At 45.1% G+C, this 12,610-nt stretch carries 12 protein-coding genes and 6 tRNA genes; 17 read left to right on the forward strand and 1 reads right to left on the reverse strand.

What is annotated here, in order from left to right; translation table 11 throughout:
* Positions 1-82: 82 nt before the first annotated feature.
* The 6 genes from ACIFSR_RS34220 (at position 83) to ACIFSR_RS34245 (ending at position 676) form a co-directional block, all read left to right on the forward strand.
* Positions 83-159 (forward strand) — tRNA-Met (locus ACIFSR_RS34220).
* A 23-nt stretch (positions 160-182) separates the two neighbouring features.
* Positions 183-258, forward strand: a tRNA-Val gene (locus ACIFSR_RS34225).
* Between the two features lie 35 nt (positions 259-293).
* Positions 294-370 (forward strand) — tRNA-Asp (locus ACIFSR_RS34230).
* Positions 371-386: 16 nt separating this feature from the next.
* Positions 387-462 (forward strand) — tRNA-Phe (locus ACIFSR_RS34235).
* 38 nt (positions 463-500) lie between these two features.
* Positions 501-585: transfer RNA gene (locus tag ACIFSR_RS34240), tRNA-Tyr, on the forward strand.
* 15 nt (positions 586-600) lie between these two features.
* Positions 601-676, forward strand: a tRNA-Lys gene (locus ACIFSR_RS34245).
* 147 nt (positions 677-823) lie between these two features.
* Here ACIFSR_RS34245 and ssuE read toward each other — a convergent pair.
* A complete protein-coding gene (gene ssuE, locus ACIFSR_RS34250) occupies positions 824-1,378 on the reverse strand; it encodes an NADPH-dependent FMN reductase (protein ID WP_430063706.1) in 555 nt (184 codons plus the stop codon).
* Between the two features lie 189 nt (positions 1,379-1,567).
* Here ssuE and ACIFSR_RS34255 point away from each other — a divergent pair, with 189 nt between their 5' ends.
* The 11 genes from ACIFSR_RS34255 to hisG all read left to right on the forward strand — a co-directional run bounded on the left by ACIFSR_RS34255 (position 1,568) and on the right by hisG (position 12,513).
* Positions 1,568-2,515 (forward strand): glycosyltransferase family 4 protein, encoded by a 948-nt coding sequence (locus ACIFSR_RS34255; protein ID WP_076270766.1) that lies wholly within the window; start codon positions 1,568-1,570, stop codon positions 2,513-2,515.
* Positions 2,516-2,689: 174 nt separating this feature from the next.
* A complete protein-coding gene (locus ACIFSR_RS34260; protein WP_076270774.1) occupies positions 2,690-3,832 on the forward strand; it encodes a PucR family transcriptional regulator in 1,143 nt (380 codons plus the stop codon).
* Positions 3,833-3,921: 89 nt separating this feature from the next.
* Positions 3,922-5,043 (forward strand): ABC transporter ATP-binding protein, encoded by a 1,122-nt coding sequence (locus tag ACIFSR_RS34265; protein ID WP_076270765.1) that lies wholly within the window; start codon positions 3,922-3,924, stop codon positions 5,041-5,043.
* 200 nt (positions 5,044-5,243) lie between these two features.
* Positions 5,244-5,837, forward strand: coding sequence for a sigma-70 family RNA polymerase sigma factor (locus ACIFSR_RS34270; RefSeq protein ID WP_339206004.1), 594 nt, complete (start codon positions 5,244-5,246; stop codon positions 5,835-5,837).
* Positions 5,782-7,146 carry a DUF4179 domain-containing protein gene (locus ACIFSR_RS34275; protein ID WP_339206006.1) on the forward strand — a complete coding sequence of 455 codons (1,365 nt, stop codon included), beginning with the start codon at positions 5,782-5,784 and terminating at the stop codon, positions 7,144-7,146. The genes ACIFSR_RS34270 and ACIFSR_RS34275 overlap by 56 nt, the downstream gene beginning before the upstream one ends.
* Positions 7,147-7,267: 121 nt before the next feature.
* Positions 7,268-8,206 carry an HPr(Ser) kinase/phosphatase gene (gene hprK, locus ACIFSR_RS34280; protein WP_076270762.1) on the forward strand — a complete coding sequence of 313 codons (939 nt, stop codon included), beginning with the start codon at positions 7,268-7,270 and terminating at the stop codon, positions 8,204-8,206.
* Positions 8,207-8,227: 21 nt separating this feature from the next.
* Positions 8,228-9,229 (forward strand): prolipoprotein diacylglyceryl transferase, encoded by a 1,002-nt coding sequence (gene lgt, locus ACIFSR_RS34285; RefSeq protein ID WP_430063710.1) that lies wholly within the window; start codon positions 8,228-8,230, stop codon positions 9,227-9,229.
* A 23-nt stretch (positions 9,230-9,252) separates the two neighbouring features.
* Positions 9,253-9,918 carry a pyrophosphatase PpaX gene (ppaX, locus tag ACIFSR_RS34290; RefSeq protein WP_076270761.1) on the forward strand — a complete coding sequence of 222 codons (666 nt, stop codon included), beginning with the start codon at positions 9,253-9,255 and terminating at the stop codon, positions 9,916-9,918.
* Positions 9,911-10,444 carry an acyltransferase gene (locus tag ACIFSR_RS34295; protein WP_179089910.1) on the forward strand — a complete coding sequence of 178 codons (534 nt, stop codon included), beginning with the start codon at positions 9,911-9,913 and terminating at the stop codon, positions 10,442-10,444. The genes ppaX and ACIFSR_RS34295 overlap by 8 nt, the downstream gene beginning before the upstream one ends.
* A gap of 195 nt (positions 10,445-10,639) precedes the next feature.
* Positions 10,640-11,872 carry an ATP phosphoribosyltransferase regulatory subunit gene (locus ACIFSR_RS34300; RefSeq protein WP_430063712.1) on the forward strand — a complete coding sequence of 411 codons (1,233 nt, stop codon included), beginning with the start codon at positions 10,640-10,642 and terminating at the stop codon, positions 11,870-11,872.
* Positions 11,869-12,513, forward strand: a complete 645-nt coding sequence (hisG, locus tag ACIFSR_RS34305) for an ATP phosphoribosyltransferase (RefSeq protein WP_076270758.1) — start codon at positions 11,869-11,871, stop codon at positions 12,511-12,513. The genes ACIFSR_RS34300 and hisG overlap by 4 nt, the downstream gene beginning before the upstream one ends.
* Positions 12,514-12,610: the final 97 nt, after the last annotated feature.

Raw genomic sequence — 12,610 nt, forward strand, 5'->3', positions numbered from 1 at the left:
TATCCAGTTTTCAGGGCGTAATGTTCTGACTTTGCAAGCGTCCCCGAACGCTGCAATCGACAACTATTCGGGGGACAAGCGTGGCGGTGTAGCTCAGCTGGCTAGAGCGTACGGTTCATACCCGTGAGGTCGGGGGTTCGATCCCCTTCGCCGCTACCATTACCTTTTTTATCGTAACATCTGGAGGATTAGCTCAGCTGGGAGAGCATCTGCCTTACAAGCAGAGGGTCGGCGGTTCGATCCCGTCATCCTCCACCATATGTACTTATTCGGTTTTATGACCGGATCCACTTGGAGCTGTGGTGTAGTGGCCCAACATGCCTGCCTGTCACGCAGGAGACCGCGGGTTCGAATCCCGTCAGCTCCGCCATTTTTCTTTAAAGTAAGGCTCGGTAGCTCAGTCGGTAGAGCAGAGGACTGAAAATCCTCGTGTCGGCGGTTCGATTCCGTCCCGAGCCACCACTTTATTTTTCGTTGCGACGAGAAATAAGTAATAGTATGGAGGATTAGTGAAGTGGCTAAACACGGCAGACTGTAAATCTGCTCTCTCTGAGTTCGGTGGTTCGAATCCATCATCCTCCACCATTTCTTTTACAGCAAGAGCCATTAGCTCAGTTGGTAGAGCACCTGACTTTTAATCAGGGTGTCGTAGGTTCGAATCCTACATGGCTCACCATTTTTTTCTAAACAAACCTATACAACCGTAGATCTTAGGATCTACGGTTTTTTTGTTTGATTATAATTGAAATAAAAAAGAGTTTGCCCATCATTAAGATGAGCAAACTCTTTTTTTGCATAGTTAAAACCAGATAATGAATGAATCTTAGTTTTTACTCCGTAGATTCAATTCATAAGCAAGCTCGTTTACCGTTTCGTTTAGACGAAGTTTAAGTTCATCATTTAATTCAAATACTGGAGCTTCATTTGGCTCTTGTGAACGCTCGATTTGGGAATCAACGGCGTACACTCCGCTTACATATAATTTCGCGCCCATGGATGCGAGTACCGGCTTGAGGGAATAGTCAATAGAGAGTAGATGAGCGATGGTGCCACCGATAAACAGAGGAGCAATGATTTTACCATCAAGTCCTTTCTGCGGCAGTAGATCTAGAAATGTTTTTAGAACGCCAGTATAAGATGCTTTGTAAACTGGGCTTGCAATAATAACAGCATCTGCATTCTCGACAAGCTGATTGGCTTCTATAATAGCAGGGCTGCCAAAACGAGCGTGAATTAGGTCTTCGGCTGGCAAAGAAACCACGGTTATGGTATCAACCGAAAGACTTTTTGTTATCAATTGTTGCTCTACGTACTGTGTTATGCCATTTAATCGGGATGAAGCATTTGGACTGCCTGAAATAATTACAATCTTGGACATGGGTGCACTCCTCTTTTTCAAATAAATAGTAGGAAATAAAATTACATTAATCCGATAAGTAAACTTTGAATAGATAGTACCATGGCAGATGTTATTTGGTCAAACAGGTTTGATTTGTTTCTTGTATTTTATCGATATAAGGGAACAATGTATACATATAGGAATGAAATAGAAAAAGGGGTAGTTGCAATGGTATACGGATTAGCGGTTTTAATTAGCTTCGCGATCGTATTTGCAAGCGTACCACCGCTTCGTGTATTTGCGCTGCGACTTGGTTTTGTCGATCGTCCTAATCAGAGAAAAATACATAACAAGCCGATCCCTCTCATGGGTGGCGCGGCTATTTTTGTTGGCTGCATCGTTACGATGTTTATTTTTATCGGGTTCACTCCGCTCACTTGGACCATAGTTACGGGTGGAACCGTGCTCGTAATTATTGGACTTCTTGATGATGCGTCAAAGGCAAAAGGGAAAGATTTTCCGATATGGCCGCGTGTCATTCTCTATATGGGTGCTGCGTCAATCCCAAGCTTATTTCACATCAAAATTGCGGGGATCACCAATCCGTTTACACATTTGTTTATTTCATTTCCCGATTGGGTGTCGTGGTTGACTACGATGCTATGGGTTTTCGCGTTAATCAATATGATCAACTTTATTGATGGCGTAGATGGGCTGGCTTCAGGGGTATGTACGCTATCAGCACTTACGCTATTGACGGTGGCACTCGTCAAAGGTCAGCCAAGCACCGCTATTCTTGCCATTATTGTAGCCGGAGCATGCTTTGGTTTTTTGGTTCATAATTTTTATCCAGCTAGAATTTTTATGGGTGACGCAGGAGCGACCTTCCTAGGCTTTACGCTTGCTGTAATTGCTGTTGATGGAGCGTTTAAGAAAGCAACATTCATTACCTTGCTAGTTCCATTACTGGCGCTTGGATTGCCTATATTTGACACGGCTTATGTCATGCTACGCAGGCTTATAAGCGGTAAAGGCTTGCATCATGCGGACAAGCTGCATACGCATCATCTTTTGATGAAATGGGGACTGAGCCAGGTTCAAACGGTTTCGTTTCTATATTTAATTGCTGCGTTATTTGCGCTCTTGTCAATCATTCTTTTACTGGTAATAGGCTGAATTAAGCAAGCTCTTGTGGTACAATGACGGGAAAAAGCGTTATTCCACATAAAGGTGCGAATAAACTTTTTTTACTTATTAATCCGCTTATATGGAGCTGCTAATCGCAATAGGTGTCCTCCCATAGGAGGAAGCACGCAGCCGCAAATGCTTGTGGAGATTGGAGATAGAGAAATGAGCACGACAGACTGGTTGAAGCCACTGAAGCACATTTTGAACTGTCCGGTACATGCTGTTTCGAAATCTATAGCGGAGTGGAACGATTTAATTAGCAATGCTGATGTGGTGTGGTTAGGCGATCATATAGGATCTTCTCCTATAGAAGGCCAACGCGTAGAAAAAGACGAAAAAACGTGGATTGTCATTTCATCTGCGGAATATGAAGTGGATTTATTAGAAATTGATTGTCCATCGCTTCAGGCAACAGAGAAGGAATTGATAAGCTGGACTTTGCAGCTTAACCGCGGACATTTAATGGAGAAAAAAAATGCGGCGCTCTCTGAATCAGAGAGGCAAGCGCTTAAGCTTGGAGATTGGATTCAGAAGCAGCTGGAATCTGATGAGCCCGCATATTCTTTACCTGATCATTTAACCGTTGGCAGTCGCTTATTTAATGAAATGATACCTTTCTTACTCGTTACAGAGCAGTCTGGCACGAAGCATGCAACCTATTCTGAATTAGAAAAACTTTTGCGTTCATTTATGTCCGACGATGTCTTGCTTATTCCGCTCAAGAGCCAAGAATGGCTCATATGGGGTTCGATGTCCTTGCTAAGAGATGAGGATTCCGATGCTTTCGATGAGCAGGAGGAAGAGACGATTGAGGATAGTCTAGCTTCGATTGGGCTTGGATTACATGAGATGCTTGCCAGTGAGTGGATTGGTGAATGTCATATCGCAGTCGCTCATCCTTCATCACCAGCAAAAGGTATGATTGAGACGACGATGCTGCTGCGGGAGACGATTAATCTCGGCCGAAAATTCCATGTAGGAACGAATATTTATTTGCCGTGGATGCTTCAGTTGGAACGTTTGTTGAATGCTATTCCGGAGGTTCATCGTGCGAGATATTTGGAGCAGTCGTTAAAAAGAGCGGATCTATTCGTTGAATCAGAAATGCTGAGTACATTGGAAACATTTTTTACGCTTGATTGCAACGTTAGTGAGACAGCGAAGAAATTATACATTCATAGAAATACATTATTATATCGTTTAGACAAGCTTAAACAAGAGACTGGTTTAGATGTTCGTCAATTTAGGGATGCCGTACTAGTCAAAATTATATTACTATTGTACAAAGTTACGAAAAGAAATTAGTTTTTTTGTAAAGTATGTGCATAGTCACAAGCTCCCCAGTGGGATAAGATATAGGCATAACGAAATTTCTTTCTAGGGGGAAAATTATCATGGCAGGCGTACGTTTAGAAGGCATTTACAAAAAATACCCGGGTACTGACAAAGCATCGGTTACTGACGTTAACTTAGATATTAAAGACAAAGAGTTTCTCGTATTGGTCGGACCATCTGGTTGCGGTAAATCGACAACTCTTCGTATGATTGCAGGCCTTGAAGAAATTTCCGAAGGCAAATTGTTCATTGGCGACCGCCTTGTGAACGATGTAGCTCCTAAAGACCGCGACATCGCGATGGTATTCCAATCCTACGCGTTGTACCCGCACATGAACGTTTACCAAAACATGGCTTTCGGCCTTAAACTTCGTAAATTCAAAAAAGCAGACATCGACAAACGTGTTCGTGAAGCTGCTAAAATTCTAGATATCGAGCATTTGCTTGACCGTAAACCAAAAGCACTTTCCGGTGGTCAACGTCAACGTGTCGCTCTAGGACGCGCAATCGTTCGTGAGCCACAAGTATTCTTGATGGATGAGCCGCTTTCCAACTTGGACGCGAAACTTCGTGGACAAATGCGCGCGGAAATCAGCAAGCTTACAAAACGTCTTGAAACAACAACTATCTATGTAACGCATGACCAAATCGAGGCAATGACAATGGGTGACCGTATCGTTGTTATGAAAGACGGTTTCATTCAACAAACAGCTTCACCAGAAGAACTGTATAACCACCCGGTTAACATCTTCGTAGCTGGCTTTATCGGCGCTCCATCGATGAACTTTATCAGCGGTTCGCTTACAGAGCAAGGCGGCGCACTTCGCTTCAAAGCAAGCGGCGTTGATGTAGTTGTTCCAGAAGGCAAAGCAGCATCGCTTCGCTCGAAAGGTTACATCGGCAAAGAAGTGATTCTTGGCATTCGTCCAGAGGATCTTCACGAAGAGCCAGTATTCTTGGAAGCATCCCCACAAACAATCGTGAACGCAAATGTTGAGGTTGCTGAGAACCTTGGTCACGAGATGTACTTGTACCTGAACGGTATCGGCACTGACACAGTTATCGCTCGTGTTGATGGCCGCTCTGGTCTACGTGATGGCACAACTGTTAAGCTTGCGCTTGACATGAACAAAGTACACTTGTTCGACAAAACGACAGAACTTAACATTTTCGAAGCTTAATAAATAGTATGGAAGAAGAACGGTCGGATTATCCGATCGTTCTTTTTTTTATTTAAAAATAGAGGGCGTTTTTGTCGAATTGACTGTTGCGATTAAATAAATAGGAGTCAAACAAAACCGTTTCCATGCTTCGGCTGTCTAATACAAAACAGGAATAATGTATAAGAAATGAGAGGCAGCCTGGGCAGGAGGGAAGAGGCATGAATAAGGATGAGTGGGCTGAAGCGGCTATACGGGGCGATGAAACGGCGCTGCTGCAGCGTATTGATCTAGATAAGCATCAAATGTATGGGATTGCTTATTCATATATGCGAAATGAGTCGGATGCATTAGAGGCTATACAAGAAACGGTTTGCCGGATATGGACGAAAAAGCACACATTAAGGGAGCCAAAATTTTTTACAACGTGGGCCATTCGTATTTTGATCCGTGTGTGTATGGATGCTAAGAAGAAGCAAACGAGGGAGCGTCCTACCGATTCGATAGCCGAGCAATATGATTTGAGGGAAAAGACAGTAGAGTACGATGAGACAGCAGCACGTCTTGATATGGCTGCGCAGATTCAACTGCTTCCGGTTAACTATCGTATGGTGATAACACTCAAATATTATCGAGATATGACGATTACGGAAATTGCCGAGCTATTGGAGAAGCCTGATGGAACCATTCGAACATGGCTGAACAAAGCATTAAAAGGACTAAGAGCAGATATGGCACATATGAAGGAGGAGATACGAAATGAGCGAGGCCAAGGAGACGCCGTTCAGGCAAGCCAATCAGGCGCTGCGAAGTGACATTGACCATGTGAATCAGGAGCTTGTTGTGATGCCGGAGCTGGCGCTGGATGCAGCAATACGAAGTGGGATTGAGCAGGGGCGGAAGCGATCCATACGTAGAAACAGAAAAAGATGGAGTGTGAGCATGATTGCTGCAGGGCTAAGTGTAATCCTACTTCTAACCGCGTTCGTTCGCGTATCTCCTGTGTTTGCTTCTATTGTGAAGGAAATTCCGGGTTTCAGCGGGTTTGTTGAGTTGATTCAGGGAGATAAGTCCTTGATTACAGCAATGGAAAATGATTTCATACAGCCTATAAAGCTCTCGGACGAGAAAAACGGCTACATTTTTACGGTTGATGGTATTATAGCCGATGATCAGCGTATGGCTATTCTGTATACGGTAGAGGGACCAGGAATTAACGGCAATACAGGATTTCTGGAGTATAAATTAAAAACGAGTGATGGTAAGGATTTGGTCGCTTCCATTGGTTCATCGCATTATCCGAATGATGATACCGAGGATTCAAGCGTTCCTGTGCATCAATATTTAGATATACTAATGGGCGAAGGTTCTAAAATGCCGGAGAGCTTACAATTCAGCCTATTGCTTGGCGGTCAGTGGCTAAAGGTTGATTTTCCAATTGAGCATAAAAGATTCGAGGGGATGCGTGAAGAAATCTCGATCGAGCAAAAGGTTGAGGTCGGAGGACAACGTTTTACGGTGAAAAATGCTGTCATAACACCGCTTCAAATAGCAGTGACAATCGAAGCAGATGCAAATAATGACAAACACGCAAATGGTTTTATAAATATAGCGCTTGTTGATGAGAAAGGCAGGCGATATGAGTCGAATTCTGCATTTGGCGATTCTAATACATCAATTACCCTTCACTTTAAGAGCAGTTATTTCGTTAAGCCCAAAAAGTTAACTTTAATTGCGGACGGTTTGTACTTGTCGGAAAACAATTTAAGCATCACAGTGGATACGGATAAAATAGAAACTTTATCATCACCGAATAATAGGCTTCTATTAGCCAGCAAAGAGCTGCTAAATGGTGAGTATGAAGTGAAGTTTGATTTGCTAAGTCAGGATGAGATCGATAAGAAGCCGGGGTATACATTATTTCCGCACGGCGGCACCTTTAAGGACGGTGCTGGTGAATCTTACCCTATTTCAGATAATCGGGGGGTGCAGTGGAATTCAAATGAAGATAAAGTGACCTATGTTTATCGAATTCCAGCAGCAGATTACAAGCAGCCGTTAACATTCAGTATTGAGCAGTACCCTGGTTATGTATTAAAACCGATAAGTATACCGATAAAATAAGTCGAAGGCGCTGAGCAGCGGAGGAAACGTTGCGTTCAGCGCCTTTTTCCTTTACGATGAAGACATTGGAAAATATCATACATATACACAATAGCAGTTGTCATATGAGGGAGGCCCTACGATGCCGAAAAAAGTGAAAGTATCTGAGCTCGTTAAACAATTTCAGCTTGAGATTATTGCGGGCGAGGATGGAATGAAGCGCGCCATTACAGTAGATGATTTGTATCGGCCTGGACTCGAAATGGCTGGATATTTCCACTACCATCCAAGTGAGCGCGTACAGCTGCTTGGAAGAACGGAAATCTCGTTCCTAAATATGCTGGACGGTGAAGAGCGCAAGGATCGTATGGTTCGTTTATGCAACGAGGATACACCTTGCATTATTTTGACAAGAGGGCTGGAAGCGCCTCAAGAGCTTGTAGATCAATGTAATGAGAAACAAATTCCGCTGCTCAGAAGCAATGTGGCTACAACCATTTTGTCCAGCAGAATTACGGACTTTTTGGAGAGAAAGCTAGCTCCGACAGCAACGATTCATGGCGTTCTTGTTGACGTATACGGCGTTGGAATGCTTATTACTGGAGGAAGCGGCATCGGTAAAAGCGAGACGGCGCTAGAGCTTGTCAAACGCGGACACCGGCTTGTCGCTGATGATGCAGTAGAAATTATGCAAACCTCCGATGCGCAGCTGCACGGCAGTGCGCCAGAGCTTATTCGTCACCTGCTAGAGATTAGAGGGCTGGGTATTATTAATGTAATGACACTTTTTGGCGCAGGGGCAGTTCGGACGCAGAAGCGTATCGGCCTTGTCATTAAGCTGGAAAACTGGCAGCAGGACAAGCAATATGATCGCCTTGGATTGGATGAAGAAACGACCCGTATTATCGAGACGGACATTCCGCTCGTAACTGTGCCAGTAAGACCCGGTCGTAACTTAGCGGTCATCATCGAGGTGGCAGCAATGAATTTCCGCTTGAAACGAATGGGTTACAATGCGGCGCTGCAGTTTACGAATAAGCTTACGGAAACGATCGCTGACGATATGGACGAATACGATTGAACCTAAAGGGGATATAACTAAATGAAGACATTGATATTAAACCCAATTGCCTTCACATTAGGCTCTATTGAAGTGCATTGGTATGGCATTATTTTGGGAACGGCGGCATTAGTGGGGCTGCTTCTCGCAGTGCAAGAAGGTAAACGATTCGGAATTAAGCCGGATTTTTTCATGGATTTGCTGCTGCTGGGCGTCCCTTCCGCCATTATTGGAGCGCGAATTTATTATGTAGCGTTCAAATGGGAAGATTATAAAGGCAACTTTGTAGATGTGTTCAAAATATGGAATGGCGGTATCGCGATATATGGTGCGATAATCGGAGCTTTTATTTGCGGGTTCTTCTATTTCCGCTATAAAGGTTATAACTTCTGGCGTTTGGTAGACATTTGTGTACCTGGACTGCTTGCAGGTCAAATGATTGGTCGTTGGGGAAACTTCATGAACCAAGAGGCGTATGGCGGTGTGGTTAGCGAGTCTTTCCTTCGCAATACACTTCATTTACCATCGTTTATCGTGGATCAAATGCTTATTCAAGGTGAATACCGTCACCCGGCTTTCTTGTATGAATCCGTATGGAGCTTGGTCGGTATTGCTATATTGTTCATCCTTCGCCGCCAAAAGTTTTTGCGCGCAGGAGAGCTGATGGCCAGCTATTTTATCTGGTATTCAATCGGCCGTTTCTTTATTGAAGCGCTTCGTACGGACAGTCTTGCATTTAGAGGACCATCGTGGCTGGCATCGTTTATTAATGGCCTCTGGACTCCAATGGAGGTTTTGTTCAAACAAGGCTACTTGGATCCTGCGTACGGCAACATAAGGATTTCACAAGTACTGGCGCTGCTCTTAATCGTTGGTGCGGTTGTACTTATTATCGTACGACGTAAGACGGGACTTGCCTCTGCTCATTACCTTGATCCAATTACGACTAGCAAGCCAGAGCGTAATGTGGGATCAGATTCTGAGAAAAAGGGTAAAGACCAACCTGCTGGCACTAAAAGAGATGATGAGGTTGGCAAGCGTTAAATGTAATTTAGGGAGGTTTATCGATGACGGGCAATATCAAAACGATGCTGTTCGATTTGGACGGCACGATTATCGACACCAATGAGCTTATCATCCGCTCGTTCATAGAGTCTTTACAAGGCGTAGCACCAGAAGGATTCGGAAGAGAGCATATTATTCCAAGCATGGGGCAGCCGCTTACGGATCAAATGAAGCTATTCTCGGGATTGGATGAAGTAACACATCTTGTGGCAGCGTATCGCGAAGTTAATCTGCGTTTGCATGATGAATATGTAAAACCATTTGATTACGTCATAGAAGTTATTGAGCGGATGCATAAGCAAGGTATCCAAATTGGCGTCGTTACGACAAAAATGCGTCTGACAACGGAACGCGGCTTGAAATACGTTGGGCTGTTCGACTTCGTGGATACCATTGTAACGATTGATGATGTTGTTCATGCTAAGCCGCATCCAGAACCAGTGAGCAAAGCAATCGGACTGCTCGGCGCAGATCCGGCAACGACCATTATGGTTGGAGACAGCACAGTGGATATCGAGTCGGCGATTGCAGCAGGTGCGATAGCAGTTGGTGTCGCTTGGTCGCTAAAAGGCGAGCAAATCCTTAAGGATGCCGGAGCCCATCATGTCATTCACGACATGCGCGATCTCTATTCCTTTGTCGGAATGGAGCGGGAAACATTTGCGTAAAGTTGAACGATATCCGGTGGAAGGGCCAAACGCGCTGTGGCAAGTATATTCAACGGTCAGCCGATTCAAATCGGTTCGTAATTTCATTTGCATCCAGCTAGCGCGCTATTGTCCGATTCTTCCGTTAAAAAATTGGATTTACCGCCGTTTGCTCGGCATGAAGGTCGGAGAACATACCGCTTTTGCACTTATGGTCATGGTCGATGTCTTTTTTCCCGAGCGTATAACGGTAGGCAATAATACAATTATCGGATATAATACAACCATTCTAACTCATGAATATTTGATCAAGGAGTATCGTCTCGGCGACGTCGTGATAGGCTCTCATGTTATGATAGGAGCAAATACGACGATATTGCCAGGTGTAACAATCGGTGATCATGCCATTGTAGCTGCTGGATCAGTTGTCCATAAGGATGTGCCTGCTTATGCATTTGTAGGAGGCAATCCGATGCGGGAAATTAGACGAAGCGAAATGGTCGTGCCAAGCGAATTTGATGAGAATGTGCGCAACATTTTAAACTAATGGGCTATGGAAAGCTTCGTCCGTGCGAGTTCGTCTCGCAGCCGGTCGAGGCTTTCTTTTTTGACGTAAAACGGATCGATTTCAACTTGACGTAAATAAGCTTTTCATGCTAATATTACGACTAAACTCTTTAATTTGTTAGCATGGTAACATGGTATCGCTTTAAACCACTAAAGTAAACGAAGGTGATATTGGATGTCTAAACCAAAAGTATTTGAGAAGCCGATAGGCGTTAAAGATTATTTGCCAAGTGCAGTGGCTAAGCTGCGTCATATTGAACGTCAGGTTCTTGCCTGCATGCAGGGCTGGGGCTACGAACAAATTATAACTCCAACAATGGAATATTACGATACAGTAGGTGTAGCCAGCTCTACATCCGATCAGAAGTTATTCAAGCTGCTTAACAATCGTGGAACAACGCTGGTGCTGCGCTCTGATATGACGTCGCCAATCGCTCGTGTGGTGTCATCCTTATTGAAGCAAGCGGATTTTCCGCAGCGTCTGTCGTATCACTCTAATGTGTTTCGGGCGATAGAGGAAGAGGCGGGCCGCGAGGCAGAATTTTTCCAAACGGGCGTAGAGCTAGTTGGTGATTCTTCTGCAGAAGCGGATGCAGAGGTTGTTGCTCTTGCAATCGCGTCGCTTAAAGCTGCCGGTGTTGAACGTTTCAAGATCGCTATTGGGCATGTTGGGTTCCTAAACGGCTTGCTGGAGCAATCCTTGCCAGGTCGTGCAGAAGCGCAGGAGCAGTTGAAGAGCTGCTTGTTAGGCCGCGATTTTGTAGGTTACCGCGAGCAGCTTCGTGGATTATCCGTGGATGAATCTGTTCAGCAAGAGCTGGAAGGCGTTTTGCGTCTACGCGGCGGGCAAGAGATTTGTAATCAAGCGCTGCAGCTGAATGTAGATGATAAAGCGCGGGCGTCCATTCAACATTTGTGCGAAATATGGGATGTGCTGAAGGCGTACGGGGTTTGTGAGCATGTGCTTATCGATCTGACGATGATAGGTGACTTCTCCTATTACACAGGGATGACTTTCGAAGGGTATGCAGCTGATCTAGGCTTCCCGGTTGTAAGTGGAGGCCGTTATGACAACCTGCTGGCTCAGTTCGGCAGACCGGCTCCTGCAACGGGATTTGCACTCAAGACGACGCGTATTCTGGAGCTGCTTGGCGATGGCGCTGAGAGTGAAACGGAACGCACACTGGTTATCTATGATACAGCTGGACGCAATGAAGCGCTTGTTAAAGCACAGGAACTGCGCGGGCAGGGTGCAAGCGTTGTAACAGAGCGGGTAGATGCGAATAACGCGCTTCTTGATGAGATTAAAAATAAGGCACAGCAGCAATCGTTTACTTATAAAGGCGTAGCCTACACAGCATTGCTGACATTTGACGGAAATGGAATTAAAGGAGGCAGCGCCACATGAGCGGAGCGACAAAAGATATTTTGAAAGTGGCGATGCCGAAGGGCCGCATTTATAAGGTAGCTTCCAAGCTGTTCCGAGAAGCGGGGCTTCCGATTCCTAGCGACTTTGATGATACGCGCAAGCTGATTATTGAGCTTCCAGAGGTAGGGATGGAGTTCATTATGGCAAAGCCTGTTGACGTACCGACTTATGTGGAATACGGCGTAGCGGACATCGGGATCGTGGGCAAAGACGTGCTCATGGAGGAAAATAAAGATGTTTATGAGCTGCTTGATCTTGGCATTGCCAAATGCCGGATGTCTGTTATTGGCATGCCGGATTGGAAGCCGACTATGAATCCGCGTGTAGCGACCAAATACCCGAATGTGGCTTCGGCGTATTTCCGTGAGCTCGGGCAGCAGGTGGAGGTCATTAAGCTAAATGGCTCCATCGAGCTTGCGCCAATGATCGGGTTAGCTGACCGTATCGTTGATATGGTGGAAACCGGCCAAACTCTTCGTGAGAATGGGCTTGTGGAGATGGAATCGATCTTCGGTATTACGAGCCGCTTAATCGCGAATCGAGTAAGCTACCGGATGAAGAATGAAGCGATTCAAGGACTGTGTGATCGCTTGCAGGAAGCGCTGGCTAAGCGGGGGTAGGAAGAGAGCGGAAAGTATGAAGAAAGCATGATCGGATAAAGCGAGCCTAGCAAGAGCGGGAGATGCATGGCGAGTGTCACTGAAGCACGAGCAAACG

Source organism: Paenibacillus sp. NRS-1760 (assembly GCF_050467785.1).
Classification (GTDB): Bacteria; Bacillota; Bacilli; order Paenibacillales; family Paenibacillaceae; genus Pristimantibacillus.